Source organism: Inhella proteolytica (assembly GCF_016093275.1).
Classification (GTDB): domain Bacteria; phylum Pseudomonadota; class Gammaproteobacteria; order Burkholderiales; family Burkholderiaceae_C; genus Inhella; species Inhella proteolytica.
This window is the reverse complement of record NZ_JAEDAK010000012.1, coordinates 63003-88358: the sequence shown is the minus strand read 5'-3', so window position 1 is coordinate 88358 and position 25356 is coordinate 63003. Positions and strand designations below refer to the sequence as shown.

Sequence of the window (25356 nt, the reverse complement as noted above, 5' to 3'; positions counted from 1 at the left end):
GGCGCTCAGCGCCCCATCAGTTCGCCCGAGCCGCTGACGCGGCTCTTCACCACCGGACGGCCGGCGTAGGCCAGGTCGCCGCTGCCGCTCAGCTCGGCGTCCAGCTCCTGGCACACACCCAGGTCCAGGTCGCCGCTGCCCGAGAGCCGGGCGCGCACCTTCTGGCCCGAGAGCGACCGCGCGCCCACGTCACCGCTGCCGCTCAGGCTCCAGTCCTGGCGCTCGGCGCTGCCGGCCAGCTGCAGATCGCCCGAGCCGCTGAGCTGGGCCGTGAGTTCGCGCACCTCCAGCTGGCCGATGCGCAAATCGCCCGAGCCGTTCAGCTCCAGCGCGAGCTTTTCTCCCTTGAAGCGGTCCAGCTTGGCGTCGCCCGAGCTGCTCAGCTGCAGGCCCTGCAACTGCTTGAATTGCACGGTCACGCGCAGATCGGTGCGGGTGCTGAAGCTGGCGCCCGGCTTCAGCGCCACGGTCAGGGTGTCGCCCTCGACCTGCGTCGTCACCAGGGCTTCCAGGTTGTCGTCGGCACGCACGCGCGCCTCCTCGCGCTCGCCCTGCACCAGCACCACGTCCACCGGCCCCTTGACCTGCACGCGGCTGAAGGGCGCCAGCGAGCGCTGCGGCTCCACCACCCGGCCCGAACCCTTGATGCGGCGCCCGGGGTCGCCCACCGTGGTGTTGCCGCCCAAATGGATAGTCAGGCCGTTGGTTTCCTGCTTGATGTTGAGCGTCCACTCCTTGTCGGTCGCCCAGGCGGTGGGCGCCAGGGCCAGGCAAGCGAGGGTCAGGGCAGCAAGGCGGGTGGTGTTCATGACGGAGTGGGGCGGAGGAGGAAAGTCCGCACTCTGGCCGGTGGCCCCTAGGCTGTCAGCCCGCGGGCGACCGGCGCGCACTTCGGCGGCTTGGGCTGCAGCAACGGGCGACAGGCCGAAGCCCGCCCGGCCGCCGGGTGCTTTCCGCGCCGGCGCGGCAGGCCGGAGCCGGCGCCGCTAAGGTGTTCCCCATGAACCCCGTGCACCCGAAGAAGCTGCTGCTGAGCAAATGGACAGCGGTGCAGCCGCAAGGCCGCGAGAAGCATTTCCTGGTCAGCGCCCTGGTGCAGCCCGAGCCGCCCGGCGCGGCACTGGAATGGGTGGAGATTGAGGCCGTGCACTCAAAGCGCAGCCGGCGCATCCGCTGGCGGGAGTTGCGCGACGCGGCGCAATGGCGGCAGGGCTGGGTGTGATGGGACCGAGCCTGGCCTCCCTGCTGTCCTTGCCCGAGGGCTATCGCGCCCTGGTGATCGGTGCGCGCGGGGCCATCGGGGCGGCGCTGCTGGCGCAGCTGCAGAGTGACCCCCGCTGCGCCCGGGCCATCGGCCTGCACCGCGACTCGGAGCCGGCGCTGGATCTGCGGGACGAAGCCGCTGTAGCCGCCGCCGCGGCCCGCTTGGCGGGGGATGGCCCCTTCCACCTGATCGTCAACGCAGCCGGCCTGCTGCACGGGCCGGGGCTGAGCCCCGAGCGCAAGCTCGGTGAGTTCAGGCTCGCCGCGCTGCAGGAAATCTTCGCGGTCAACACCTTCGGGCCGGCGCTGCTGTTGCACCACTTCACACCGCTACTGGACCGCCGCGGCGGGCGCATGGCGATGCTCTCCGCCAAGGTGGGCAGCATCGGCGACAACCGCCTGGGCGGCTGGTACAGCTACCGCGCGTCCAAGGCGGCGCTGAACATGCTGATCAAGACCGCCGCCATCGAGCTGCGCCGCACGCACCCCGGCGCCCTGTTGGTGGCGCTGCACCCGGGCACGGTGTCCTCGGCCCTGTCGGCGCCCTTTCGCGGCGCCGAGATCGGCCGCCCGGCCAGCACCGCGGCGGCCGAGCTGCTGGGCGCGCTCGACCGGCTCTCGCCGCAGGACAGCGGCGGCTTCTTCAGCTACAGCGGCGAGCCCCTGCCCTGGTAGGCCGTGGCCGCCGCCCGCCGCTCACTGGTTGGAGGGGAAGCTGAACACCGCCGTCTCCCGCACCCCGCCGCTGGGCCAGCGCTGGGTGATGGTCTTGCGCTTGGTATAGAAGCGCACGGCGTCCGGGCCATAGGCGTGCAGGTCGCCGAACAGGCTGCGCTTCCAGCCCCCGAAGGAGTGGTAGGCCACCGGCACCGGCAGGGGCACGTTCACACCCACCATGCCGACCTGGATGTGGTCGGTGAAGAAGCGGGCAGCCTCGCCGTCGCGCGTGAAGATGCAGGTGCCGTTGCCGTACTCGTGGCTGTCGATCAGCTCCATGGCCTCGGCCAAGCTGTTCACGCGCACCACGCCCAGCACCGGGCCGAAGATTTCCTCCTGGTAGATCTTCATGCCGCGCTTCACGTGGTCGAACAGGCAGGGGCCGAGGAAGTAGCCGTTCTCGTGGCCCGGCACCTTCAGGCCGCGGCCGTCCACCACCAGTTCGGCACCTTCCTTGACGCCCTGGTCCACATAGCCGCGCACCTTCTCGAAGTGCGCCTTCGTCACCAGCGGGCCCATGTCGGGGTTGCCGCTGTCGCCGGGGCCGACCTTCATCTTGGCGATCTCGACCTTCAGCTTGGCCACCACGGCGTCGGCCACCTCGTTGCCCACCGCGACGATCAGCGGCACGGCCATGCAGCGCTCGCCACAGCTGCCGAAGGCCGCGCCCATCATGGCGGCCACGGCGTTGTCGAGGTCGGCGTCGGGCATCAGCACCGCGTGGTTCTTGGCGCCACCCAGGGCCTGCACGCGTTTGCCCTTGGCGCAGCCGTGGGCATAGATGGATTCAGCAATCGGCGTGGAGCCGACGAAGCTGACGGCTTTGATGTGGGGGGAGTCGAGCAGCGCATCGACCGCCTCCTTGTCGCCGTTCACCACGTTCAGCACGCCCGGCGGCAGGCCGGCTTCGAGCGCCAGCTCGGCCACGAACAGGGCGGATGAGGGGTCACGCTCCGAGGGCTTGAGCACGAAGGTGTTGCCACAGGCCACGGCCATGGGCCACATCCACAGCGGCACCATGACGGGGAAGTTGAAGGGCGTGATGCCGGCGCACACGCCCAGGGGCTGGAACTCGCTCCAGGAATCGATGCCCGGGCCGACATTGCGGCTGTGCTCGCCCTTGAGCAGCTCAGGGGCATAGCTGGCGAACTCGACGTTCTCGATGCCGCGCTGCAGCTCGCCCAGGGCGTCGGCCAGCACCTTGCCATGCTCGGCGGTGATGAGCGCGCAGATCTTGTCGGCATTGGCTTCGAGCAGTTCCTTGAACTTGCTCATCACGCGCGCACGCTTCAGCGGCGGGGTGTTGCGCCAGGCCGGAAAGGCGGCCTGGGCGGCGGCGATGGCCTGCTGCACAGTCTGCGTGTCGGCCAGCTGCAGCTGGCTGCTCACTTGCCCGGTGGCCGGGTTGAACACATCGGCGAGGCGGCTGCCGCCGTCGACACGCTGGCCGTTGATCAGGTGGGTGATGCGGTTCATATCAAGCGGTCTCGTTCAAGGTTTCGCCCAGGGCGTTGATCAGGGTATCGAGCTGGGCCGGCGTGCTGACGAAGGGCGGCGCGAGCTGGATGGTGTCGCCGCCGTAGCGCACATAAAAGCCCTTCCGGAACATCGCCATCGCGATCTCGAAGGGGCGCTTGGCGGGCTCGCCCGGCACCGGGCTGATGGTCAGGCCGGCGGCCAGGCCGTAGTTGCGGATGTCGGCCACATGCTTCGCGCCCTTGAGGCTGTGCACCTTCTCTTCAAACACCGGGGCGAGCGCGCGCACCTTGTCGAGGGCCTGCTCCTGCTCCATCAGCTGCAGCGTGGCCAGGCCGGCGGCGCAGGCCACCGGGTGGGCGCTGTAGGTGTAGCCGTGCGGCAGCTCCAGCATGTACTCCGGCCCGCCGGCCTGCAGGAAGGTGTCGTAGATCTCCTGCTTGACCACCACGCCCCCCAGCGGCTGCACGCCGTTGCTGACCTGCTTGGCGAAGTTCAGCAGATCGGGCGTGACGCCGAAGGCCTCGGCGCCCGTCCAGGCGCCGGCGCGGCCGAAGCCGGTGATGACCTCGTCGAAGATCAAGAGGATGTTGTTCTGGGTGCAGATCTCGCGCAGGCGCTGCAGGTAGCCCACGGGCGGGATCACCACGCCGGCCGAACCCGAGAAGGGCTCGACGATGACGGCGGCGATGTTGCTGGCGTCGTGCAGGGCGATCAGGTTCAGCAGCTCGTCCGCCAGTTCCTTCCCGGTCGGAGGCATGCCCTTGTAGAAGCTGCCGTTGGCGGGCTGGGTGTGGGGCAGGTGGTCGGCTTCCACGCCCTGGCCGAAGGTCTTGCGGTTGCCCACGATGCCACCCACGGAAATGCCCCCGAAGTTCACGCCGTGATAGCCCTTCAGGCGGCCGATCAGGCGCGTCTTGCTGGCCTGGCCCTTGGCGCGCCAGTAGGCGCGGGCGATCTTCAGCGCGGTGTCGGCCGCTTCGGAGCCCGAGGCGGTGAAGAACACGCGGTTCAGGCCCGAGCCGGCGGGCGTGCGTTCGACGATCTGGTTGGCCAGCTCGAACGAGAGCGGGTGGCCGAACTGGAAGGCGGGCGAGTAGTCCAGCGTGGCCATCTGGCGCGCCACCGCGTCCACCAGCTCCTGGCGCCCATGGCCCAGGCCGCAGCACCACAGGCCGGAGAGCCCGTCGAAGATCTGGCGGCCATCGGCCGTCGTGTAGTAGGTGCCGGAAGCCCCGGTGAACAGGCGCGGCGCGGCCTTGAACTGGCGGTTGCCGGTGAAGGGCATCCAGTGCGCGGCCAGCCACTCAGGGTCGGCAAAGCGGGGGTCGACATATGCGGCTTGGAGTGATTGGGTGTCGGCCAGGTTCATGCGGTCCTCCTCGGGGAATCGAGCGATCTTGCGCCGAAACTTGCTTGAATAGGATGTTGAAATCTCCCAGCTCACTTGAAGAACCATGCAACCAAAGTCCAAAGCCCTGATCGGCCAGCTTGGCGACGTGGACCTGCGCCTGCTGCGCGTGTTCAAGGCCGTGGCCGACTGCGGCGGCATGGCCGCGGCGGAGCTGGAGCTGAACATCGCCATCTCCACCATCAGCCGGCATGTGAAAGACCTGGAGCAGCGCCTGGGCCTGGTGCTGTGCCGGCGCGGGCGCGGCGGCTTTGCGCTCACGCCCGAGGGCCAGCAGCTGGTGCAGGCCGCCGATCAGCTGCTGGCCGCCACCGATGAATTCCGTGGCCGCCTGCACGAGATCCACCAGCGCCTGGGCGGCGACTTGCATGTGGCGGTGTTCGAGAAGACCGCCAGCAACCCCGCCGCCCGCATCGCCGCGGCGGTGGCCGCCTTCCGCGCCAGCGCGCCCGAGGTGATGCTGCACCTGCATGTGGGCTCGATCGTGGCGATCGAACGCGGCGTGATGGACGGCCAGTACCAGCTCGGCATCGTGCCCGAGCACAAGCGCAGCGACAGCCTGGCCTACGACGAGCTGTTCGACGAGACCATGCTGCTCTACGCCGCGCCCGGCCATCCCTGGTTTGAACCCATGAAGAGGGCGCCCGGCTGGGCCGAGCTGCGCCAGCAGGACCTGGCCGCGCTGGGCTACCACTCGCCGAACCTGCTGCTGGCGCACGCCAAGCAGCTGCGCCGCAGCGCCAGCGCGTCCGACCAGGAGGCCGTGGCCACGCTGGTGCTCTCGGGCTGCTTCGTCGGGTTCCTGCCCGACCACTACGCCGCCCCCTTCGTGGCGGCGGGGCGCCTGCGCGCCGTCAACCCGCGTGTGCTGAAGTACGACTGCGTGTTCTCCGCGGTGCAGCGCCGCACCCCCGAGCCACCGCGCGCGGCCCAGGCCTTCCGCCAGGCGCTGCTGCAGGCACATCGGCAGCCATGACGCCGTCGGGGGCGCCAACTTCTCACCCTCTCACCCTCTCAGCCAGCAGCCAGCTCCGCGCGAGCCGCCGGCTCGAAGCTGGTGATCTCGAAGGAATGCCCGTCGGGGTCGTTGAAGTAGCGGGAGACCGACTCCCCATGGTCGGATACCTTTGGAACGCGGCCCAGCAAGCCGCCGAGGTGCTGGCGCCAGGCGCCGGATGCGCCCCCCTCGACGCGCAGGGCCACGGCGCAGAGCCGATCACCCGCCGGGCGCTCGAATAAGGCGATGTGCAGCACACCCTTGGGCTCTGCCGGGGTCAACGGGCCATTGGGCGCCTGGGCCCCATGCGCCAGTTCGGGAACGATACGCAAGCCCAGCGCTTGTTCGTACCAGCTCGTGGCGGCCATTCGGTCGCGCACAGGGACATGCAGATGGTCGATAGCCAGGAAGCTGGCGGGAACTTGCATCGGGAGTCCCGTAGAACGGTTGAGAGTGGTGGCACCGATGCAAGTTGAAGTGAGCTTCAAGTCAAGTGGTAGTGGTAGTCCATGTCCACCCGGGCCATGCGGTGCGCATGCCGGCGCTGCGGGCGGACATGCTGCGAGTAGTCGCGCAACTCCTCGGGGATGCGCGCACGGGCCTGATCGGCGCTCATGCCGCGCTTGTGCTGGTTGGCCTGTGCCCGCAGCCAGGACAGCACGGCGTCGTCGGCGTCCAGGAAGAGGCTGAACGCAGGGCCAGGGCACAGGCTTGCGTGCAGTGCGTGGATTCCCTCAAGCACCAGCACGTCTCCGGTCTGCACGAGCCTGCCCTCCTCCAACTGCCGCCCCAGACGGTTGCAGTAGGGGCGGATCGTCACAGGGTCACCCTGGCGCAGCGCCAGCAGCGCCTGGACCAGGCCAGCGGCGTTGAGGCTGCGCGGGTCATAACCGCTCAGTCCCCGAGCTTGGCGCTCGGCGCGCTCCAGCAAGAAGGAATCGGTGGAGAAGCCATCAGCCTGCAGTCCGCGCTGGCGCAGGTGAGCAATCAACAGACGCGCAATCGTGGTCTTGCCGGTGTCGGCCCAACCGCACAGCGCCAATAGACGCGGCCCGGGTTCGGAGCGTGGGCGCGCCAGCAATTCATCGGTCAGCGATTCAACAAGTTGCTGGGCATTCATGCGAGGCGGGCTACTCGGGCTACTGGCAGATCGGCCGCATTCTTGCTGCGGCTCAACAGCCGCCGCTACAGCGTCACCCGCAGCCGCAGGCCCATCACCCGGCCCTGCGGTCCGGTCTGCCCCCCGAGGCGGCGCAGCCACTGCACATCCGGGCTCAGCTCCAGCTGCGGCAGCCACTGCCAGCGGTAGTACAGCTCGGCCAGCTGCTCGCTGCCGCGCGCCGCGGGGTCGGAAGCCGCAGCGAAGCCCGCCGAGGTGCGCAGCCGCGCCAGCGCCAGGCCGAGGCCATCCGCACTGCGGCCCCAGGCGCCCCCCTGCCATTCCAGGCCAGCCACCAGGGCGCGACCGAAGCGCACGCGGCCCTGGGTCTGGTGGCCCCAGCGCGCGAACACCGCAAGGTGCGGCGTGAGCGCCTGGTCCAGCGAGAACCCCAGGCCGCGATGGCGGCGCTGCACGCCATCAAAGCCCTCCCCTCGGCCCTGCTGCCAGGCGTAGGCTCGCAGGCGGCCACGCTGCGGCAACAGGCTCAACGGCTGCTCCAGCTGCACGATCAGCAGGGCCCGGCGCAGCGCCGTGCGGCTGAACCAGCCCAGCGAGGCGCTGCGCCCCTGCACAGCTCCTTCCGCTTCGTCCGCTTCGCCCGCCGCGCCCGCGGCGCGCCAAGTCAGCACCGCGCCCGGCGCAAAGCCGTAGCGGTCGGCGCCGATGTCACCGCCCGAGTCAAGCAGGGGGTTGTGCACCAGGGCGTTGTTCAGGAACTGGCGCGACTCGTCGTCAGCGAGGCGGTTGGCGTCGAAGTAGGCAAACGGGTCGAGCTTGCCCAGACTCAGGCTCCAAGCCGGCCCGGCCTCGGTCGGCGGCGTCGCCAGTTCCAGCCCGGCCTGGGCCAGCGTGGCTTCGCGGGGGTCCTCTGGAACCTGGAAGGCCAGGCTATTGGGCGTGCTGCTGTAGCCCGGCCGCAGGGCCAGGCCCTCGCCCCGGCCCAGGCGCAGATGCCCGAAGGCCTGCACCTGCACCGGCCCCCAGCTGCCGGCCGGCGCGCGGGCCTGCAGATCCACGCGGCTGCTGAGTCGGGTTTGCGCCGTGCCGCTGGCCGCCAGGGTGGCGGGCGCGTGCTGCAGCAGGCTGCTCAAGCTGGCCTCGAGTTCGACCGGCGCTTCCATCGCGGCCGCAGGCGCCGCCGCGGCCAGCGCCAAGGCCCAGGCGAACGCCCCCTGGCGGGCGGAACAACAGAAGGAAATGGAGAAGGTCATCGTGCCCATCCGGCCAAACCCAGGTTCTGGATGCTGGGCCCGTGCGATTCATTCGCATTTGCGCTGGATCACGCGCCGCGCGTGCGTGTGTCCGTGCGGCCACGGTAGGCTGCCAAGCTTTCCGCAGCACCGGCCCCGCCATGAGCTCTTACCTCGCCTACCGCGCCCACCAGCAAGACGGCCGCGTCAGCAGCCGCCTCGAAACCCTTGAAGCGGCCCCGCTCGCCGCCGGCCAACTGCGCGTGGCCGTGCAGTGGTCGGGCATCAATTACAAGGACGCGCTGGCCGCCACCGGGGCCGGCAAGATCATGAAGCGCTTCCCGCTGGTGGTGGGCATCGACCTGGCCGGCACGGTGATCGAGAGCGCCGACCCGCGCTTCGCCGTCGGCGCGGAAGTCATCGTGGTGGGCTGCGGCATCGGCGAGGAAAGCGACGGCGGCTTTGCCGAACAGGCCGTGGTGCAGGCCGACTGGGCGGCGCGCCCGCCCGCGGGCCTGAGCCTTCGCGAGGCCATGGCCATCGGCACCGCGGGCTTCACCGCCGCCATGGGCATCCAACGCCTGGAAGACAACGGCCTCACGCCCGCCAACGGCCCGGTGCTGGTGAACGGCGCCACCGGTGGCGTGGGCAGCCTGGGGCTGAACATGCTGGCCGGCGCAGGCTACCGCGTCACCGCGCTGACGGCCAAGGCCGCCGCCGCCGACTGGCTGCGCGCGCTCGGCGCCGCCGAGGTGATGCTCGCCAGCGATCTACCCGAAAAAGTGCGCCCGCTGGAAAAGGCCCTGTGGGCCGGCGCACTGGACAACCTGGGCGGCAGCACGCTGGCCTGGCTGTGCGCCACCACGCAGCCGCTCGGTTCGATCGCCAGCATCGGCCTGGCCAGCAGCCACGAGCTGCACACCACGGTGATGCCCTTCATCCTGCGCGGCGTGAACCTGCTCGGCATCAACAGCACCTACTGCCCGGTGCCGCTGCGCGAGAAGGTGTGGGCGCGCCTGGGCAGCGACCTGAAGCCAAAGGCGCTGAACCAGATTGCGAACCGCGAAGTGGGCCTGCGCGAGCTGCCCGAAGTTTTCGCGGACTACCTGCAAGGCCGCGTCACCGGCCGTACCCTGGTTCGCACCGGAGCCTGAGCATGCGCATCGAAATCGAACCCGGCGTGCGCCTGTTCGTCGACATCGAAGGCCCCGAGTGGGTGCCCGACGGCGCAAGCCTGCGCCAGAAGCCCACGCTGATCCTGGTGCATGGCGGGCCAGGTTTCGACCACACCGGCTTCAAGCCCTTCTTCTCGCAGCTGGCCGACCTGGCCCAGATCGTTTACTTCGACCAGCGCGGCCACGGCCGCTCGGACCCACGCCCGCCGCAAGAGTGGCTGCTCGACACCTTTGCCGACGACATCGTGCGCCTGTGCGCCAAGCTCGGCATCGAGAAGCCCATCGTGCTGGGCCAGAGCTTTGGCGGCTTCGTCGCGCAGCGCTACCTTGCGCGGCACCCGCAGCACCCGGCCAAGGTGATCCTTTCCAGCACCTCGCACCACCTCGGGCTGGAACGCAAGGTCGCCTGGTTCAGCCGCTTCGGCGGGCCGGAGGCCGCCGAGTCCGCGCGCGCCTTCTGGACCCAGCCGAACGCCGAGACCTGGGCGGTCTACGAGCGCCTGTGCCGACCCCACTACAACACCACGCGCCAGCCGGCCGAAGGGGCCGGGCGCATGGTGTTCAGGCCCGAGATCCTGTTCACCAGTGCCAGCGGCGAGCAGCAGACCATGAACCTGCGCCCCGGCCTGAAGAACGTGCAATGCCCGGTGCTGGTGATGGCCGGCGAGCAGGACCCGGTGACGCCGATCGAAGACGGTGAGGAGATTGCGGCGGCGCTGCCGGCGCAGTGGGTGCGCTTCGAGCGCTTCCCCGGCGTGGGGCATGGACCGTGGCGGGATGACCCCGAAGCGGCGTTGCGAGTCCTGCGCACCTTCATCTGAAGGCACAGGCACACGATCAAGTGCCACCGCGGAACCGGCTCTGCCGGGCCGCAGGCTGAGGGCGGAGCGAGGCCGGGCAACCGGCCGACCCCGCCCGAAGGACTGCGCCCGTCCCGCGGGCGCTGGCCAAGCGCTTCGGGGCGACTACAGCCTCCGCCACGCCTCCACGCCATGCGGCGCCAGCGCCGTGATCCAAGGCGGGCAGTCCGGCGCGAAGGCAAAGCCATAGCGGGGGCTGACGAGGAAGCCGGCGCGCTCGAAGCACTCGGGGTCGTGCGTGCGCACGAAGGCCTCCAGGTGCGCGAACGGGATCGCCAGTGAACCGAGGTGCAGCACCCAGGCGCGCACGGTCACTTCTTCGAGCCGGCCGCTGTCCTGGAAGCGCAGGATCCGCTCCTCGTAGTCGTACTCGTTCAGACCCACGGCATTGCGGCGCTCGTGCTGCGGCCAGCCGAGTTGCTGCACCAGCTCGGGTGGCAGCAGGGCAAAGCTGAGCCCGTCCACCGCCTCGAAGGGGTCCAGGCGCATCGCTTGCATCATGGGGCGGGCAGGAACTCCAGCCCGGTCTGGGCCAGACCCACCAGATCGATGTTGGCGATGTTCAGTGCGGTGTCGGCGGCCAGCACGGCCAGGGCGCCGATGCTCATGCCGCCGTTCAGCATCGCCACATAGGGCGCGGCCTGTTCGGTGCTAGGCGCGCTGCCCACCACGTTCGTCCACAGCAGGGCCACCACATCGGCCGGTGTGCTCTTGCCCGCGGCGGCCACGGCCAGCGCGGCCAGGGCTTCGTAGCCCATGCCCTCGTCCACCAGCTTCAGCCCGATGCCGGCGTACTGCGCATTGCCCACCGCCGTACGGCCGAACACGGCCCCGAGCAGCTTGGCCACCTGGCCGGCGCCGGCGTCCAGGTCGAGTGCGAGCGCGCGGTCGCTGAAGTGCAGGCGTTCGACGGCGCGCAGGCTGTCGGAACCGGCGGCGTTGGGCTTTTCCAGCGCGAAGGGGTATTCGCCGGTGGTCACGCGCAGGGTGTAGGCGCTGCGGGCCAGCGGGTAGTCCACGCGGTCCAGCCCCAGGCCGCCGAGCAGCACGTCGTCGCCCGCGGTGGAGAAAAAGCGGTCATTGCCATCGGCGCCGTCGAGCAGGTTGTTGGCGCTGCTGCCGGTCAGGGTGTCGCCGAACACCGAACCGACCACGCCTTCGATGTTGAGCAGGGTGTCGTTGCCCAGCCCGCCACTGGCGGTGCCGGCGCTCAGGTTGACGACCACGGGGCCGGAGGCGCTGTAGTAGGCCACGCTGTCGGCGCCGTCCTTGCCGTCGATGAAGTCGTCGCCGCCGTTGCCTTCCAGGCGGTCGTTGCCGGCACCGCCGGTGATGTGGTCGTTGCCCTCGCCGCCCAGGAAACCCACGCCCTGGTCGTGGCCCTCGAAGGTGTCGGCAAAGGGGGTACCGAACAGCAGCTCGAAGTTGCTGAAGCGATCGCTGCCGGCGCCGCCCGTGGCCGTGCCGGTGCGCATGTCGATCTGCACGCCGGACGTAGCCTCGCCAAAGTAGAGATAGTCGTAGCCGGGGCCTCCATCGAGCGTGTCATTGCCCAGGCCGCTGTAGACGGCGTCCTCGCCTTCGCCGGCGTTCACGACATCGTTGCCGCCGCCGGTACGCAGGCTGTCGTTGCCGGCGCCGCCTTCGATGCGCTCGGAAAGCGCCGTGCCCGTCAGCTCGTCGTTGCCGGTCGTGCCCTGCAGCACGGGCAGTGGCAGGCTGGCCGTACTGCCGGCGAAGTTGCGTGGCGTGGCAGTCGCGGCCGCGCCGTTCCGATCCAGCGATTGCTCGCCGCCGGCCGGAAAGCTGCCGTAGCTCACCTCATCGGCGCCACCGAAATTGAGCCGCCCGCCGCCCAGGAACAGGAAGCCGTCGGGGAGGATGAAATCCGGCACCACCAGCCCCAGGTTGGCAAAGCCCTGGGTGGCCACCAGCACCGTGGTGTTGGCGGTGTTGCTGCTGGGCAGGTTGCCGGGGAAGAGGAAGCTGCGCGTCTCGGCGCCGGAGATGCTCTGCAGGCGCACGCCCGACCATTGCGACTCGCCGTTGGCATTGCCCACGCTGAGCTCGATGAACTGCACCGTGCCGCTGGGGTTGGAGTAGATCTCCGTGATGCGGTAGAGGTGAAAGCTCATGCTGCGCGCCTTGGTTCAGACCCTGGAGCGGGCCAGGGTAAGGCGCAGGGCGCGCCGGATCAAGCCGGTACAAACTTCGTCACACGGGCTTGAGCTGGCCCAGCACCATGTCGGTGATCAGTTGTTGCGCGGTGGCGTAGTCGCGCGCTTCCAGCGCGGGCTTGCCCAGCAGCAGGGCGAACTGCGGCGCCAGATCGGCATAGGCCTGGGTGCAGGCCCAGATCAGGAACATCAGGTGCGTGAAGTCTACGCGCCGGATCAGCCCGGCCTGGGCCCAGCGCTCGAACTGGCGCAGATCCGCCTGCAGTTGCGGCTGCACCTGCTCGGCCAGGTGCTGCGCATACAGAGGAGCGCCGGCCATCACCTCGCGCGTGAACACGGCCGAGCCGCTGGGCCGTTCGTGCGAGAAGCGCAGCTTGGCGGCGACGTACTCGGCGATGGCCGTGGCGGGGTCGTCGTGCTGGGCGATGCGCGCCATGCCGGCCAGCCAGGAGTCCATCACGTCGTCCAGCACGGCCAGGTAGAGCTGCTCCTTGCTGGGGTAGTAATAAAGCAGGTTCTGCTTGCTCAGCCCCAGCTCGCTGGCGATGGCCTCGATGGCCACGCCCTCCAGGCCGTAGCGCCCGAAGAGGCGCTCGGCCGCGTGCAGGATCTGCTCCTGCTTGGCCAGGCGTGCGGCACGCGGGGCGCGCGGCTCGGGCGAAGCAACTTCGGACACAGGCTTGGCGTGCGGCATCAGGACAGACATGGGGCGCGATTGTGGTGGCCCGCTGTGACAGCCACTGCAGCGCGCCATGCGGGCCAGAGCGGAGCGGGTTTGTACGGTCGCAGTATTTTTACCAAACGGTAAAGATCCGCGCATTCACGTTGTCCAGGAGAGGCCATGTCCGCCCCCGAGCTTCCCGCCGCCCCGGCCTCGCGCGCCTGCGGCCTGCAGGCCGGTCGTCTGAGCGAGGCCGCGTATGCGCGCCACTTTGCCGACGCCCACCCGGACCTGAGCCCGCTGCAGGCGCAACTCGAAGCCGAGCGCTGCCTGTACTGCCACGACGCACCCTGCCAGACCGCCTGCCCCACGGGCATCGACGTGCCGCAGTTCATCGCCCGCATCGCGCAGGGCAATCTGCGCGGCGCGGCCAAGACGATTCTGGAGGCCAACCCGCTGGGCGGCATGTGCGCGCGCGTCTGCCCCACCGAGATGCTGTGCGAGCAGGCCTGCGTGCGCAACACCAGCGAGGACAAGCCGGTCGAGATTGGCGCGCTGCAGCGCCATGCCACCGACGCCCTGTTCGCCAAGCCCGGCGCACCGCTGTTCACGCGCGCACTGGCCACCGGCAAGACCATCGGCGTGGTGGGCTCCGGCCCGGCCGGCCTGGCCTGCGCGCACGGCCTGGCACGCCAGGGCCATGAGGTGGTGATCTATGAAGCGCGCGCCAAGGGCGGCGGCCTGAACGAATACGGCCTGGCCACTTACAAGACCGCCGGCGGCTTTGCCCAGCAGGAGTTGGACTGGCTGCTGTCGATTGGCGGCATCGAGCTGCGCTGCGGCCAGCAGCTCGGGCGCGATTTCACGCTCGATGCCCTGCTGGCGCGGCACGACGCAGTGTTCCTCGGCCTGGGGCTGGGCGGCGTCAATGCCCTGGGCCTGAACGAGCCCGAGCTGACCGGCCTGCGCGACGCGGTGGATTTCATCGCCGAGCTGCGCCAATCAAACCCCAAGGACGTGGCGGTGGGCCGGCGCGTCGTCGTCATCGGCGGCGGCATGACGGCCGTGGACGCCGCGGTGCAGAGCAAGCTGCTGGGCGCCGAGGAGGTCACGATCGTCTACCGGCGCGGCGCGGGATCGATATCGGCCTCCGAGGTGGAGCAGCGCTGGGCGCTGCAGCATGGCGTGACGATCCGCCACTGGGCGGCACCGAAGGCGGTGTTGGCCCAGGGTGGCGCCGTCACCGGCATGCGCTTTGCGTACACCGCCGTGGAGGGCGGCAAGCTGGTGGAGACCGGCGAGCACTTCGAGCTGGCCGCCGACATGGTGCTGCGCGCGATCGGTCAGACCCTGGAAGGCGCACCCGCCGGCATCGCGCTGCAGGGCGGCCGCATCCAGACCGATGAGGCCGGCCGCACCAGCCGCGCCAAGGTCTGGGCCGGTGGCGACTGCCGCTTCGGTGGCCGCGACCTCACCGTGGAAGCGGTCGAGCAGGGCAAGCAGGCCGCGCGCTCCATCCACGCCGAACTGACCCAGGGAGCCTGAGATGGCGGACATCAGCAGCAATTTCCTCGGCATCAAGAGCCCCAACCCCTTCTGGCTGGCCAGCGCGCCGCCCACCGACAAGGAAGTCAATGTCGTGCGCGCCTTCGAGGCCGGCTGGGGCGGCGTGGTCTGGAAGACCCTGGGCGAGGACCCGCCGGTGGTCAACGTCAACGGCCCGCGCTATTCCACGCTCTTGGGCACGGACCGGCGCGTCATCGGCCTGAACAACATCGAGCTGATCAGCGACCGGCCGCTGCAGGTCAATCTGGACGAGATCCGCCGCGTCAAGCGCGCCTGGCCGGATCGGGCCATGGTGGTGTCGCTGATGGTGCCGCTGGACGAACAGGCCTGGAAGCGCATCCTGCGCCAGGTGGAAGACACCGGCGCCGACGGCGTGGAGCTGAACTTCGGCTGCCCGCATGGCATGAGCGAGCGCGGCATGGGCTCGGCCGTGGGCCAGGTGCCCGAGTACATCGAGCGCATTGCCGGCTGGTGCAAGACGCACACGAAACTGCCGGTGATCGTCAAGCTCACGCCCAACATCACCGATGTGCGCTACCCGGCGCGCGCGGCCAAGGCCGGCGGGGCGGACGCGGTGAGCCTGATCAACACCATCAACTCGGTGATGGGCGTGGACCTGGAGCGCATGGTGATGACGCCCGCCACCGATGGCTGGGGCTCCCACGGCGGCTACTGCGGCCCGGCGGTCAAGCCCATCGCTCTCAACATGGTGGCCGAGATCGCCCGCGATGCGGCGACCGCGGGGATGCCGATCTCGGGCATCGGCGGCATCACCACCTGGCGCGACGCCGCCGAGTTCATCGCCATGGGTTGCGGCACGGTGCAGGTCTGCACCGCGGCCATGGTCTACGGCTTCAAGATCGTGCAGGACCTGTGCGATGGCCTCTCGAACTTCATGGACGAGCAGGGCTACAAGACCCTGGACGACTTCAAGGGTCGTGCGGTGCCGAGCGTGAAGAACTGGAACCAGCTCAATCTCAATTACGTCGAGAAGGCGGTCATCAACCAGGACTCTTGCATCCAGTGCGGGCGCTGCCACATCGTCTGCGAGGACACCTCGCACCAGGCGATCTTTGCGATGAAGGATGGCCAGCGGCACTTCGAGGTCAACGAGGCCGAGTGCGTGGGCTGCAACTTGTGTGTGTCGATCTGCCCGGTGCCCAACACGATCACGATGCGGCGGGTGGCGCCGGGTGAGGTCGATCTGCGCACGGGGCAGAAGGTGCCGGCGGAGTACGCGAACTGGACGACCCACGCGAATAACCCGATGAGAAGCGGGTGTGGATCGTGATGAACTGAAGGCTCCGCGTCTGCCTGGGAGGGCTTGATGGTTCGGCACAGCCCGCAGGGGCTTCACCCCTGCACCCGAGTTCCTTTTCTTTGCGTCGCCAAAGCAAAGGAACCAAAAGAAAGGCGACCCCGATGCCTGCGCCCCTGGCTGCGCCAGGGGTGCCCTGCGGTGCTCGAAGAACGGGCCCAGGCGCAAAACTCACTGCGCTCGCTTCGCTCACTTCGTTCAGTCAGTTGCGCCAAGTCAGTTCACGAAGCGCGCTGCGCGCGCGGGCCCGCTCTTCTGTGCTCCTCGGCTTGGCATAGGGGGAACTCCAACAGCCAACAGCCGAATACCAAACAGCCCCGACTAACTTCATCGCGCCGTTTCCCGGCTGTTGGCTGTCTGGCTGTTCCGGCCGCTGCCCCTATGCGCTGCCGAGCAGCGCAGCTGGCCTGGGCAGCGTGTGCCAGCACGCGTTCCCTTCATGCTCGGCCCGACAGTCTGAGCGGAGCGAACGCAGTGAGTGCAGCGAGTTTCGGGCCGGCCCAGGCAAGCGAGCAGCGCAGGGAACCCCTTGGCGCAGCCAAGGGGCTGCGCCAAGGGGCCGTGTTCTTTGCTTCCTTTCTTGCACGAGCAAGAAGGGGAGTCGCCTGCCGGGGCGAAATCCCGGCGGGGTCTTTCTAACCGCCAGGACCACCCTTGATGAACACAGCGACGAACGACCTCGCCAACGAGGACCTCCTCCCCACCACCCCCGCCCAACGCCACTGGTCCGCCAAGGACTACGCGGCGCTGTGGGTCGGCATGGTCATCTGCGTGCCCACCTACACCATGGCCAGCTCCATGCTGGACCAGGGCTTCAGCTGGCAGCAGGCGATCTGGTTGGTGTTCCTCGCCAACTGCATCGTGCTGGCGCCCATGCTCCTGATCGGCCACGCCGGCGCCAAGTACGGCATCCCCTTCCCCGTCCTGGCCAGAGCCTCCTTCGGCGTCAAGGGCGCCAACCTGCCCGCCGTGCTGCGCGGCCTGGTGGCCTGCGGCTGGTTCTCCATCAACTGCTACTTCGGGGGCCTGGCGCTGCACGGCCTGCTCAACACCCTCGGTGCAGGCCTGGCCGGGCCGGCAGTGGGCGAGACCATCTCCACCTCGCAGTTCGCCTGCTTCATGGCCTTTTGGGCGCTGCACCTGGTGTTCATCTGGCGCGGGCTCGAGTCGATCCGCCTGCTCGAGGTGGTGGCCGCGCCGCTGATGATCCTGGCCTCCATCGGGCTCGTCATCTGGGCCTTGATGAACGTCTCGCCCGCGCAGATCTTCAGCCTGCCGGCCAAGGTGGTCGAAGGGGGGCCGAAGACCTGGGCGGCACTCACCGGCCTGGTGGGCTTCTGGGCCACGCTGGCACTCAACATCCCCGACTTCACCCGCTTTGCCAAGAGCCAGCGCGAGCAGATCACCGGCCAGGCCATCGGCCTGCCGCTGCCCATGGCGCTGTTCTCGCTGGTCGGCGTGATCGGCTTTTCGGTCAGCCAGATCCTCTACGGCAAGGCCCAGCTCTTCCCCGATGGCCTGCTGACCCAGATGGGCCCGCTGGCCGCGGGCATCGGCCTGGTGGTGATCCTGCTGGCAAACCTGACGACGAACGTCGCCGCCAACCTCGTCTCGCCCAGCTACGACTTCTCGCTGCTGGCGCCGGACAAGATCAGCTTCCGCATGGGCGGTCTGATCGCCGCGGGCATCGGCCTGCTCTTCATGCCCTGGAAGCTGCTGGCCAGCTCGGGCGGCTATCTGTTCACCTGGCTGGGCGGCTACGGCACCTTGCTCGGCGCCATCGCCGGCATCCTGCTGGTGGACTACTACCTGCTGCGCAAGGCCGAACTGAAGGTCGACGACCTGTACCGCCGCGGCGGCGCGTTCGAGTATTCGAACGGCTGGAACTGGAAGGCCGTGATGGCCTTTGCGCTCGGCGTGCTGCCTTGCCTGCCGGGGTACCTGGCGGTGTCGGGCGTGATTGCGAAAGACAGCATCCCGCCGCTGCTGCTCGGCCTGTTCGACTTCGGCTGGTTCTTCAGCCTGGCCGTGGCCGGGGCCGTGTACTACTTGACCGCCAAGCGGGAGAACTGACATGACTGCCTTGCTGATCCGTGGTGCCACCGTCGTCAATGCCGACCGCGAGTTCGCCGCCGATGTGCTGTGTATCGATGGCGTCATCGCCGCCGTGGGCGAGCGCGCCGCGCGCGAGGCCCCGGCCGGCTGCCAGACGCTGAACGGCAGCGGCCAGTACCTGCTGCCCGGCGGCATCGACCCGCACACGCACATGCAGCTGCCCTTCATGGGCACGGTGACGATGGACGACTTCTTCACCGGCACGGCCGCGGGCCTGGCGGGGGGCACCACGTCCATCATCGACTTCGTCATCCCCAACCCGCAGCAGCCGCTGATGGAGGCCTACCGCACCTGGCGCGGCTGGGCCGAGAAGAGCGCGGCCGACTACGGCTTCCATGTGGCGGTGACATGGTGGGACGAATCGGTGCGCCGCGACATGGGCACGCTGGTGCAGGAAGAAGGCGTGAACAGCTTCAAGCACTTCATGGCCTACAAGAACGCCATCATGTGCGACGACGAAACGCTGGTGAACAGCTTCCGCCGCGCGCTGGAACTGGGCGCCATGCCGACCGTGCACGCCGAGAACGGCGAGCTCGTCTACCTGCTGCAGCAGGAAGTGGCCAAGATGGGCATCACCGGGCCCGAGGGGCACCCCTTGAGCCGCCCGCCGATGGTGGAAGGCGAGGCCGCCAACCGCGCCATCGCCATTGCCGACGTGCTGGGCGTGCCGATCTACATCGTCCACGTGAGCTGCATCGAAGCCGCCGAGGCCATTGCCCGCGCCCGCGCGCGCGGCCAGCGTGTCTACGGCGAGGTGCTGGCCGGGCATCTGCTGATCGACGACTCGGTGTACCGCGACAAGGACTTCGCGCGCGCCGCCGCACACGTGATGAGCCCGCCCTTCCGGCCCAAGATCCACCAGGACTTCCTGTGGCGCGGCCTGCAGGCCGGGCAGCTGCACACCACCGCCACCGACCACTGCACCTTCTGCGCGCAGCAGAAGGCCGCCGGCATCGACCACTTCGCCAAGATCCCCAACGGCTGCGGCGGCATCGAGGAGCGCCTGGCGGTGATCTGGGACGCCGGCGTCAACACAGGCCGCCTGACGCCGAGCGAGTTCGTCGCCATCACGAGCGCCAACACCGCCAAGCTCTTCAACCTCTACCCGAGGAAGGGCGTCATCACCGAAGGCGCCGATGCCGACCTGGTGCTGTGGGACCCGACCGGGACGAAAACGATCTCGGCCAAGACCCAGCACAGCAAGGGCGACTTCAACATCTTTGAGGGCCGCACGGTCAAGGGCATTCCCAGCCACACCGTCAGCCAGGGCCGGGTGGTCTTTGCCAACGGCGATTTGCGCGCCGAGGCCGGCCGGGGCCGCTACCTGAAGCGCCCGGCTTTCGGGCCCAACTTCCAAGCCGTGGCCAAGCGCAGCCAGGAGCTGGCGCCCAGCGCCGTTCAGCGATGAGCCCGCCCAAGCAAACCGTCGTGCCGCAGCTGCGCATGACGAACGCCGCACGCAGCCGCGCCTTCTACGTGGAGCAGCTTGGTTTCAGCGTCGACTGGGAGCACCAGTTCGAGCCCGGCCTGCCGCTGTTCCTGCAGATCACCCGCGCCGGCCAGACCCTGTTCCTGACCGGCCACGCGGGCGACTGCGAGGTCGGCGGCGCGGTGTACTTCTGGGTGCCCGATGTGGATGCCTGCTACACCGCCTTCACCGCCCGCGGCGTGCGGCCCGTCAAGCCGATTGGCGACACCGACTACGGTGTGCGCGAGTTCCTGATCCACGACCCCGACGGCAACCGCCTGCGCTTCGGCACCCTGATTTAAGACGAGGAGTTCCCATGGACACCGCCACCCCTTCGCGCATCGACGCCTTGCGCATCAACGGCCAGCGCCTGTGGGATTCGCTGATGGAGTTGGCGCAGATCGGCGCCACAGCCAAGGGTGGCGTCTGCCGCCTGACGCTGACCGACCTGGACAAGCAGGGCCGCGACCTGGTGCTGCGCTGGGCGCGCGAGGCCGGCATGAGCGTGACCATCGACCAAATCGGCAACGCCTTCATGCGCCGCCCCGGCCGCAACAACAGCCTGCCGCCCATCATGACCGGCAGCCACATCGACACCCAGCCCACCGGCGGCAAGTTCGACGGCAACTACGGCGTGCTGGCCGGCATCGAGGTGGTGCGCACGCTCAATGACCATGGCATCGAGACCGAGGCCCCGATCGAGGTGGCCTTCTGGACCAACGAGGAAGGCTCGCGCTTCGTGCCCGTGATGATGGGCTCGGGCGTGTTCGCCAAGGCCTTCACGCTGGAGCACGCCTACGCCGCGACAGACACCGAGGGCAAGACGGTCAAGGGCGAGCTGGAGCGCATCGGCTACATCGGCGATCAGGTGCCGGGCGATCACCCGATTGGCGCCTACTTCGAGACCCATATCGAACAGGGCCCGGTGCTGGAGGACCATGGCAAGACCATCGGCGTGGTGACCGGCGTGCTCGGCATCCGCTGGTACGACTGCACGGTCACCGGCATGGAGGCCCACGCCGGCCCCACGCCCATGGCCCTGCGCAAGGACGCGCTGCAGGTGGCCACACGCCTGATGCAGGAAGTGGTGGCCTGCGCGCACCGCCACCCGCCGCATGGGCGCGGCACCGTCGGCATGGTGCAGGTGCACCCGAACAGCCGCAACGTCATCCCCGGCCGCGTGAAGTTCAGCATCGACCTGCGCAATGCCAGCGATGCGCTGTGCGAGGCCATGGACGCCGACATCCGCGGCGTGGCCGCGCGCCTGTCAGCGGAAACCGGCTTGTCGATCCAGATCGAGCAGGTCTCCAACTACCCCGCCCAACCCTTCCACCCGGACTGCATCGCCGCCGTGCAGCGCGCGGCCGACCAGCTCGGCTACAGCAACATGCCGGCGGTCTCCGGCGCCGGGCACGACGCCGTCTACATGGCCCGCCTGGCCCCGGCCGGGATGATCTTCATACCCTGCAAGGACGGCATCAGCCACAACGAAATCGAGGACGCGCAGCCCGAGCACATCACGGCGGGGTGCAATGTGTTGTTGCACGCGATGCTCGAACGGGCTGGGGTGGTTTGACTCGCGGCCTGCTGTGAGCTTGGTGCGAGAACCCGCAGGGGCCCTCAACCCCTGCCCCCCGACCCGCATCAACCGAAGCGGAACTGCCCCAGCAGACCTTGCGGATTCAAGAGCCCCGCCACCGCAGCCGACAGCGCCTTGACGCCCTCCGCGGTGTGCGCGTCGTAGGTGGACTGCAGCAGCGGCCCCAGCCCGTGCTCGGCGCTGAAGGAGCCCCCATGCGCCATCACCAGCGCATAGATGCCCGCCCGCAGCCGCGCGCCCTCTTCCGCCGACAAGGCTGCCGCCGACTTGGGCCAGACCAGATTGAAGTGCTGTCCGCCATCGCCGAGGTGGCCGAAGTCGCAGACCTTGGCCGGCGCGAAATGCTCGGCCAGCCAGGCCGTGGCCTGTTCACGGAAGGCCCAGACCGCGCGGCGCGGCAGGCTGATGTCGAAGCCGATCACCGCGCCCTGCTCGCGCAGGCCCTCGCTCACCGCATGGCGCAGGCCCCAGAGGCCTTCGTCGTTGTCGAGCGCGGCGTCCACCACCTCGCCCGATTCGAACGCGGCTTCGAGTGCCGTGTGCAGCAGCTCGCGCAGGTTCAGCTGCGCAGCGGGCAGCTCGGAAGACAGTTCGAGCAACAGGCTGTAGGGCGGCAACTCGGCCGCAAAGGGCGAAGCGCCACCCTGCACATGGATGGCCGCCTCCAGCGCGTTCGCGCTCAGGCCTTCGAAGGCCGAGACCAGCACGCCAAACTCGGCCATCCAACGCTGGTACAGCGGCCACACCGCTTCCAGCGAGGCCGGCGCCACCAGGGCCACGGCCGCTTGCTTGGGGATCGGCGCGAGCCTGAGCGTGGCTTCGGTGATCAGGCCCAGGCCGCCCGAGGCGCCGATGAAGAGCTGTTGCAGGGCCAGGGCCGAGTTGTCCTTGGCCAGGCCGTGGCCCAGGCGGACGAGTTGGCCATCGGCCAGCGCCACCTCCAGGCCCAGGGTGTTGGCCCGCACATCGCCGTAGCGCAGCATGCGCGTGCCACCGGTGTTGTGCGCCAGCATGCCGCCGATGCTGGGGTCAGCGGATAGGTCGATAGGGAACTGCAGGCCGTGCTCAGCCAGGCGCTGATTGACCTCGCTGAGCTTGAAACCGGCCGAGACGCGCAGCGTGCGGTCCAGCGGGTCCAGCTCGAAGACCTCGCGCAGGCGCTCGGTGCTCATCAGCACCTGACCCTGCGGCGTGGCCGCCTTGACCAGGCCGGTGTGGGCACCCTGCAGCACCAGGGGCACCTGGTGGCTGGAGGCGAGCGCCAGCAGCTCGGCCGCCTGCGCCACGGTGGCGGGCTTGAGCAGGGCCGTGGCCGCACCGGCACCGTAGCGCGCGCCGCTCAGGTAGCGCGGCTCCACGTCAGCGCTGGCCAGCGGGCCGGCCGCCGTCAGGAAGGCTTCAACGGACATCGTGTTCGTGTTGTTTGCGGCGCTTGTTGCGCGCCATGCGCAGGCGCAGGCCCAGCAGGAACACCAGGGCCAGCGCCAGCGGAGCCACCAGACCCCAGAGGTTAAGGCCGCCGCCAGTGGTCTTCGGGCCGAACACCAGGCCGACCAGGCTCACCGCCAGCCAGAACAGCAAGGCGGTGGCGGCCAGCGCGGCCAGCCCGAAGAGCCAGCGCATCAGCTCAGGATTTCCAGCGCCTCGTGCGTCGTCATCTTGAAGATGGCGGTCGCATTGCCGGCGTCGAAGGCGAGATCCAGGCGGCCGCACTGCAAGCGCTCGCGCTGGATGAACTCGTAGAAGCTGCCGGGCACGCTGCGCGTCACCCAGTCGCCGTCCTCGTCCAGGAACTCGCGCTCCACCTGCGCCGCCTTGAAGGCGGTCTGCATCACGCGGCCGCTCTTGCTGACCTCGATGGCGTCCTTGATCGAGCGGCCCAGCTTCTTCTGCTGCGCACTCAGGGACTCCAGGTCTTCGACGCGGTCGGTAGCGTGGTTGAAGGCATTGCCCTCGGTGCTGATCCAGGCCATCTCGGCGGATTCGGCCAGCAGGGTCTCGTAGTCGGCCAAGGCGAAGCCGCCGTGCTGGCGGCCGAAGCAGGCCACCACCTTCGGCATCAGAGCCAGGGCGTCGGGCCAGGGCAGCGAGCCGTCACGGCCCAGGCGCTCCAGGCGGCCCACGTCCTGCGGGCCCAGCGGGTCCACGGAATCGGCCAACACACGGGTGACCGCGGCCTGGAACTCGACGCTGAACTGCTCGGGGTGCAGCTCGGAGACGAAGAACTGCGCGATGGTCTCGGGGAAGTCGGTGTGGGCCCAGGCGCGGCCGGTCATCTTCAGGCGCGGCAGCGGGTAGGTGTCAGCCACGGCGAAGCCCAGCGGGCGCAGCACGCGGCTGATGGCGGCCTCGCCCGGCGGCAGCGCGCCGCTGGGCCAGGCCACGGTGCGCAGGGCGCCGTGGTCGAAGGTGATCTTCTGGCCGGCCGCCATCACGTCCTGCACATAGTCGTGGCCCTCGGGCACGCGCTCGTGCAGGTCGTAGAACAGCACCATGTTCAGGGCCTGCGCCATCTCGGCGCGGCTGACAGCCGCCGAGATGGGCCTGAGGATGCGCGGGTCGATCTCCAGCTGGGTGAAGAGCGCGTCGGCCGCCGAGGCGCCGAGCATGCCCTTGACCAGACGGTAGACGCCGGTCTCTGAGGGGCGCAGGTCAAACATCGAACTTCACCCCCTGGGCCAGCGGCAGGCTGTTGCTGTAGTTCACCGTGTTGGTGACACGGCGCATGTATTGGCGCCAGGCGTCCGAACCCGACTCGCGGCCGCCGCCGGTTTCCTTCTCGCCACCGAAGGCGCCACCGATTTCGGCGCCCGAGGTGCCGATGTTGACGTTGGCAATGCCGCAGTCGCTGCCGGCGGCGCTCATGAAGGCCTCGGCCTCGCGGATGTCGGTGGTGAAGATGGCGCTGGACAGACCCTGCGGCACGCCGTTCTGCAGGGCGATGGCCTCGTCCAGCTTCTCGTACTTCAGCACGTAGAGGATGGGCGCGAAGGTCTCGTGGCAGACCACCTCGGTCTGGGCCGGCATGGTCACCAGGGCCGGGGCGGCGTAGAAGGCTTCGGGGTGCTCAGCAGCCAGCGCGCGCTCACCGCCACGCACGGTGCCGCCCTGGGCCTTGGCCTGGGCCAGGGCAGCCTGCATGGCGTCAAAGGCTTGCTTGTCCACCAGCGGGCCCACCAGGGTGCCGTCGGCCAGCGGGTTGCCGATCTTCAGCTGCACGCGCACCTTTTCCAGGCGCTCCACCAGTTGGTCGTGCACGGCCTTGTGGGCGATGACGCGGCGGGTGGTGGTGCAGCGCTGGCCGGCGGTGCCCCAGGCACCGAAGGCGATGGCGCGCACGGCCAGGTCCAGGTCGGCCTTGTCGCTGACGATCAGGGCGTTGTTGCCGCCCAGCTCCAGCAGGCAGCGGCCGAAACGGGCAGCGACCTTGGGACCGACGATGCGGCCCATGCGGGTGGAGCCGGTGGCGCTGATCAGCGGCACGCGGGTGTCGGTCACCAGGGCCTCGCCTACGGCGGCGCCGCCGTTCAGCACCAGGCTCAGGCCTTCGGGCGCCACATGGCCATCGGCCTTGTAGGCGGCGACGGCCTTCTCGAACAGGGCTTGCGTGGCCAGGGCGGTGAGCGGGGTCTTCTCGCTGGGCTTCCAGACGCAGGTGTCACCGGCGACGAGCGCCAGGGCCGAGTTCCAGGCCCACACGGCGACGGGGAAGTTGAAGGCCGAGATGATGCCGACCACACCCAGCGGCAGCCACTGTTCCATCATGCGGTGGCCGGGACGCTCGCTGGCGATCGTCAGGCCGTGCAGCTGGCGGCTCAGACCGACAGCGAAGTCGCAGATGTCGATCATTTCCTGCACTTCGCCCAGGCCTTCGCTGGCGATCTTGCCGGCTTCCAAGGAAACCAGGGCGGCCAGATCGGTCTTGTGGGTGCGCAGCACCTCGCCGAACTTGCGCACCAGCTCGCCACGCTTCGGGGCGGGGATGACGCGCCACTCCAGGAAGGCGGCGTGGGCCTTGCCGATGGCGGCTTGCATCTCGGCAGCCGTGCTTTCGACGACCTTGCCGGTGACGGCGCCGTCCACCGGCGAGCGGGCGGTCAGCGTGCCTTCGGTGTACAGGCTCTTGGCCACGCCCATGCGGGCCAGCAGGTCATGGGCTTGGGTGGAAATGGTGGTCATGCGGTTCTCCTGGAAGCGGAA

The 25356-nt window shown here is 69.2% G+C and carries 24 protein-coding genes; 11 read left to right on the top strand and 13 right to left on the bottom strand.

Annotated elements, in window-relative coordinates:
- Positions 1 to 5: 5 nt before the first annotated feature.
- Positions 6 to 809 (bottom strand): head GIN domain-containing protein, encoded by an 804-nt coding sequence (locus I7X39_RS16485; RefSeq protein WP_198112257.1) that lies wholly within the window; start codon positions 807 to 809, stop codon positions 6 to 8.
- Positions 810 to 1000: 191 nt separating this feature from the next.
- Here I7X39_RS16485 and I7X39_RS16480 point away from each other — a divergent pair, with 191 nt between their 5' ends.
- Positions 1001 to 1222 carry a TIGR02450 family Trp-rich protein gene (locus tag I7X39_RS16480; protein WP_198112256.1) on the top strand — a complete coding sequence of 74 codons (222 nt, stop codon included), beginning with the start codon at positions 1001 to 1003 and terminating at the stop codon, positions 1220 to 1222.
- Positions 1222 to 1938 carry an SDR family NAD(P)-dependent oxidoreductase gene (locus I7X39_RS16475; protein WP_198112255.1) on the top strand — a complete coding sequence of 239 codons (717 nt, stop codon included), beginning with the start codon at positions 1222 to 1224 and terminating at the stop codon, positions 1936 to 1938. The genes I7X39_RS16480 and I7X39_RS16475 overlap by 1 nt, the downstream gene beginning before the upstream one ends.
- A gap of 21 nt (positions 1939 to 1959) precedes the next feature.
- Here the strand turns inward: I7X39_RS16475 and I7X39_RS16470 are convergent, their stop codons facing one another.
- A complete protein-coding gene (locus I7X39_RS16470) occupies positions 1960 to 3456 on the bottom strand; it encodes a CoA-acylating methylmalonate-semialdehyde dehydrogenase (protein WP_198112254.1) in 1497 nt (498 codons plus the stop codon).
- 1 nt (position 3457) lies between these two features.
- Complete coding sequence (aptA, locus tag I7X39_RS16465) at positions 3458 to 4828, bottom strand: omega-aminotransferase AptA (RefSeq protein ID WP_198112253.1); 1371 nt, start codon at positions 4826 to 4828, stop codon at positions 3458 to 3460.
- An 85-nt stretch (positions 4829 to 4913) separates the two neighbouring features.
- Here aptA and I7X39_RS16460 point away from each other — a divergent pair, with 85 nt between their 5' ends.
- Entirely contained in the window at positions 4914 to 5843 is a 930-nt protein-coding gene (locus I7X39_RS16460) for a LysR family transcriptional regulator (RefSeq protein WP_198112252.1), read from the top strand.
- Between the two features lie 38 nt (positions 5844 to 5881).
- Here the strand turns inward: I7X39_RS16460 and I7X39_RS16455 are convergent, their stop codons facing one another.
- The 3 genes from I7X39_RS16455 to I7X39_RS16445 all read right to left on the bottom strand — a co-directional run bounded on the left by I7X39_RS16455 (position 5882) and on the right by I7X39_RS16445 (position 8237).
- Positions 5882 to 6292, bottom strand: coding sequence for a VOC family protein (locus I7X39_RS16455; RefSeq protein ID WP_198112251.1), 411 nt, complete (start codon positions 6290 to 6292; stop codon positions 5882 to 5884).
- Between the two features lie 56 nt (positions 6293 to 6348).
- Positions 6349 to 6984 (bottom strand): uridine kinase family protein, encoded by a 636-nt coding sequence (locus I7X39_RS16450; RefSeq protein ID WP_198112250.1) that lies wholly within the window; start codon positions 6982 to 6984, stop codon positions 6349 to 6351.
- A 65-nt stretch (positions 6985 to 7049) separates the two neighbouring features.
- Positions 7050 to 8237, bottom strand: coding sequence for a carbohydrate porin (locus tag I7X39_RS16445; RefSeq protein WP_198112249.1), 1188 nt, complete (start codon positions 8235 to 8237; stop codon positions 7050 to 7052).
- Positions 8238 to 8377: 140 nt separating this feature from the next.
- Here I7X39_RS16445 and I7X39_RS16440 point away from each other — a divergent pair, with 140 nt between their 5' ends.
- The gene (locus I7X39_RS16440) at positions 8378 to 9370 is read left to right on the top strand and encodes an acrylyl-CoA reductase family protein (protein WP_198112248.1); all 993 of its coding nucleotides are present in this window, start codon (positions 8378 to 8380) and stop codon (positions 9368 to 9370) included.
- A 2-nt stretch (positions 9371 to 9372) separates the two neighbouring features.
- Entirely contained in the window at positions 9373 to 10212 is an 840-nt protein-coding gene (locus tag I7X39_RS16435) for an alpha/beta fold hydrolase (protein ID WP_198112247.1), read from the top strand.
- A 144-nt stretch (positions 10213 to 10356) separates the two neighbouring features.
- On the opposite strand, the gene I7X39_RS16430 is transcribed toward I7X39_RS16435, so the two are convergent.
- The 3 genes from I7X39_RS16430 to I7X39_RS16420 all read right to left on the bottom strand — a co-directional run bounded on the left by I7X39_RS16430 (position 10357) and on the right by I7X39_RS16420 (position 13134).
- Positions 10357 to 10752: a hypothetical protein gene (locus I7X39_RS16430; protein WP_232352004.1), complete on the bottom strand. Its 396-nt coding sequence runs from the start codon at positions 10750 to 10752 to the stop codon at positions 10357 to 10359.
- On the bottom strand, positions 10749 to 12386 hold the full coding sequence (locus I7X39_RS16425) for a calcium-binding protein (protein ID WP_198112246.1): 1638 nt from the start codon (positions 12384 to 12386) through the stop codon (positions 10749 to 10751). The genes I7X39_RS16430 and I7X39_RS16425 overlap by 4 nt, the downstream gene beginning before the upstream one ends.
- A 79-nt stretch (positions 12387 to 12465) precedes the next feature.
- Positions 12466 to 13134: a TetR/AcrR family transcriptional regulator gene (locus tag I7X39_RS16420; RefSeq protein WP_232352003.1), complete on the bottom strand. Its 669-nt coding sequence runs from the start codon at positions 13132 to 13134 to the stop codon at positions 12466 to 12468.
- A 135-nt stretch (positions 13135 to 13269) separates the two neighbouring features.
- Here I7X39_RS16420 and I7X39_RS16415 point away from each other — a divergent pair, with 135 nt between their 5' ends.
- The 6 genes from I7X39_RS16415 (at position 13270) to I7X39_RS16390 (ending at position 21132) form a co-directional block, all read left to right on the top strand.
- Positions 13270 to 14634 (top strand): NAD(P)-dependent oxidoreductase, encoded by a 1365-nt coding sequence (locus tag I7X39_RS16415; protein WP_198112245.1) that lies wholly within the window; start codon positions 13270 to 13272, stop codon positions 14632 to 14634.
- 1 nt (position 14635) lies between these two features.
- Complete coding sequence (gene preA, locus I7X39_RS16410) at positions 14636 to 15946, top strand: NAD-dependent dihydropyrimidine dehydrogenase subunit PreA (protein ID WP_198112244.1); 1311 nt, start codon at positions 14636 to 14638, stop codon at positions 15944 to 15946.
- A gap of 684 nt (positions 15947 to 16630) precedes the next feature.
- Entirely contained in the window at positions 16631 to 18046 is a 1416-nt protein-coding gene (locus I7X39_RS16405; RefSeq protein ID WP_198112243.1) for an NCS1 family nucleobase:cation symporter-1, read from the top strand.
- A 1-nt stretch (position 18047) separates the two neighbouring features.
- Positions 18048 to 19496, top strand: a complete 1449-nt coding sequence (hydA, locus tag I7X39_RS16400) for a dihydropyrimidinase (protein ID WP_198112242.1) — start codon at positions 18048 to 18050, stop codon at positions 19494 to 19496.
- A complete protein-coding gene (locus tag I7X39_RS16395) occupies positions 19493 to 19858 on the top strand; it encodes a bleomycin resistance protein (protein WP_198112241.1) in 366 nt (121 codons plus the stop codon). The genes hydA and I7X39_RS16395 overlap by 4 nt, the downstream gene beginning before the upstream one ends.
- 14 nt (positions 19859 to 19872) lie before the next feature.
- Positions 19873 to 21132: a Zn-dependent hydrolase gene (locus I7X39_RS16390; protein WP_198112240.1), complete on the top strand. Its 1260-nt coding sequence runs from the start codon at positions 19873 to 19875 to the stop codon at positions 21130 to 21132.
- Between the two features lie 68 nt (positions 21133 to 21200).
- Here I7X39_RS16390 and I7X39_RS16385 read toward each other — a convergent pair whose 3' ends face one another.
- The 4 genes from I7X39_RS16385 to amaB form a co-directional block, all read right to left on the bottom strand.
- Positions 21201 to 22565, bottom strand: a complete 1365-nt coding sequence (locus I7X39_RS16385) for an FAD-binding oxidoreductase (RefSeq protein WP_198112239.1) — start codon at positions 22563 to 22565, stop codon at positions 21201 to 21203.
- Positions 22555 to 22779 (bottom strand): hypothetical protein, encoded by a 225-nt coding sequence (locus I7X39_RS16380; protein WP_198112238.1) that lies wholly within the window; start codon positions 22777 to 22779, stop codon positions 22555 to 22557. Before I7X39_RS16380 ends, I7X39_RS16385 begins: the two co-directional genes overlap by 11 nt.
- Positions 22779 to 23669, bottom strand: a complete 891-nt coding sequence (locus I7X39_RS16375) for a DUF1338 domain-containing protein (protein WP_232352011.1) — start codon at positions 23667 to 23669, stop codon at positions 22779 to 22781. The genes I7X39_RS16380 and I7X39_RS16375 overlap by 1 nt, the downstream gene beginning before the upstream one ends.
- A 139-nt stretch (positions 23670 to 23808) precedes the next feature.
- The gene (amaB, locus tag I7X39_RS16370; RefSeq protein ID WP_198112237.1) at positions 23809 to 25335 is read right to left on the bottom strand and encodes an L-piperidine-6-carboxylate dehydrogenase; all 1527 of its coding nucleotides are present in this window, start codon (positions 25333 to 25335) and stop codon (positions 23809 to 23811) included.
- Between the last annotated feature and the right edge of the window lie 21 nt (positions 25336 to 25356).

Excerpts from the sequence above, each read along its gene's own strand:
- I7X39_RS16385 (WP_198112239.1), bottom strand. The coding sequence starts at position 22,565 with ATGTCCGTTGAAGCCTTCCTGACGGCGGCCGGCCCGCTGGCCAGCGCT.
- I7X39_RS16445 (WP_198112249.1), bottom strand. The coding sequence starts at position 8,237 with ATGACCTTCTCCATTTCCTTCTGTTGTTCCGCCCGCCAGGGGGCGTTC.
- hydA (WP_198112242.1), top strand. The coding sequence starts at position 18,048 with ATGACTGCCTTGCTGATCCGTGGTGCCACCGTCGTCAATGCCGACCGC.
- I7X39_RS16380 (WP_198112238.1), bottom strand. The coding sequence starts at position 22,779 with ATGCGCTGGCTCTTCGGGCTGGCCGCGCTGGCCGCCACCGCCTTGCTG.
- I7X39_RS16425 (WP_198112246.1), bottom strand. The coding sequence starts at position 12,386 with ATGAGCTTTCACCTCTACCGCATCACGGAGATCTACTCCAACCCCAGC.
- I7X39_RS16395 (WP_198112241.1), top strand. The coding sequence starts at position 19,493 with ATGAGCCCGCCCAAGCAAACCGTCGTGCCGCAGCTGCGCATGACGAAC.
- preA (WP_198112244.1), top strand. The coding sequence starts at position 14,636 with ATGGCGGACATCAGCAGCAATTTCCTCGGCATCAAGAGCCCCAACCCC.
- I7X39_RS16420 (WP_232352003.1), bottom strand. The coding sequence starts at position 13,134 with ATGTCTGTCCTGATGCCGCACGCCAAGCCTGTGTCCGAAGTTGCTTCG.
- I7X39_RS16470 (WP_198112254.1), bottom strand. The coding sequence starts at position 3,456 with ATGAACCGCATCACCCACCTGATCAACGGCCAGCGTGTCGACGGCGGC.
- I7X39_RS16460 (WP_198112252.1), top strand. The coding sequence starts at position 4,914 with ATGCAACCAAAGTCCAAAGCCCTGATCGGCCAGCTTGGCGACGTGGAC.
- I7X39_RS16375 (WP_232352011.1), bottom strand. The coding sequence starts at position 23,669 with ATGGCGCAGGCCCTGAACATGGTGCTGTTCTACGACCTGCACGAGCGC.
- I7X39_RS16435 (WP_198112247.1), top strand. The coding sequence starts at position 9,373 with ATGCGCATCGAAATCGAACCCGGCGTGCGCCTGTTCGTCGACATCGAA.
- I7X39_RS16415 (WP_198112245.1), top strand. The coding sequence starts at position 13,270 with ATGTCCGCCCCCGAGCTTCCCGCCGCCCCGGCCTCGCGCGCCTGCGGC.
- amaB (WP_198112237.1), bottom strand. The coding sequence starts at position 25,335 with ATGACCACCATTTCCACCCAAGCCCATGACCTGCTGGCCCGCATGGGC.
- I7X39_RS16475 (WP_198112255.1), top strand. The coding sequence starts at position 1,222 with ATGGGACCGAGCCTGGCCTCCCTGCTGTCCTTGCCCGAGGGCTATCGC.
- I7X39_RS16455 (WP_198112251.1), bottom strand. The coding sequence starts at position 6,292 with ATGCAAGTTCCCGCCAGCTTCCTGGCTATCGACCATCTGCATGTCCCT.
- I7X39_RS16450 (WP_198112250.1), bottom strand. The coding sequence starts at position 6,984 with ATGAATGCCCAGCAACTTGTTGAATCGCTGACCGATGAATTGCTGGCG.
- I7X39_RS16405 (WP_198112243.1), top strand. The coding sequence starts at position 16,631 with ATGAACACAGCGACGAACGACCTCGCCAACGAGGACCTCCTCCCCACC.
- I7X39_RS16390 (WP_198112240.1), top strand. The coding sequence starts at position 19,873 with ATGGACACCGCCACCCCTTCGCGCATCGACGCCTTGCGCATCAACGGC.
- aptA (WP_198112253.1), bottom strand. The coding sequence starts at position 4,828 with ATGAACCTGGCCGACACCCAATCACTCCAAGCCGCATATGTCGACCCC.
- I7X39_RS16440 (WP_198112248.1), top strand. The coding sequence starts at position 8,378 with ATGAGCTCTTACCTCGCCTACCGCGCCCACCAGCAAGACGGCCGCGTC.
- I7X39_RS16430 (WP_232352004.1), bottom strand. The coding sequence starts at position 10,752 with ATGATGCAAGCGATGCGCCTGGACCCCTTCGAGGCGGTGGACGGGCTC.
- I7X39_RS16480 (WP_198112256.1), top strand. The coding sequence starts at position 1,001 with ATGAACCCCGTGCACCCGAAGAAGCTGCTGCTGAGCAAATGGACAGCG.
- I7X39_RS16485 (WP_198112257.1), bottom strand. The coding sequence starts at position 809 with ATGAACACCACCCGCCTTGCTGCCCTGACCCTCGCTTGCCTGGCCCTG.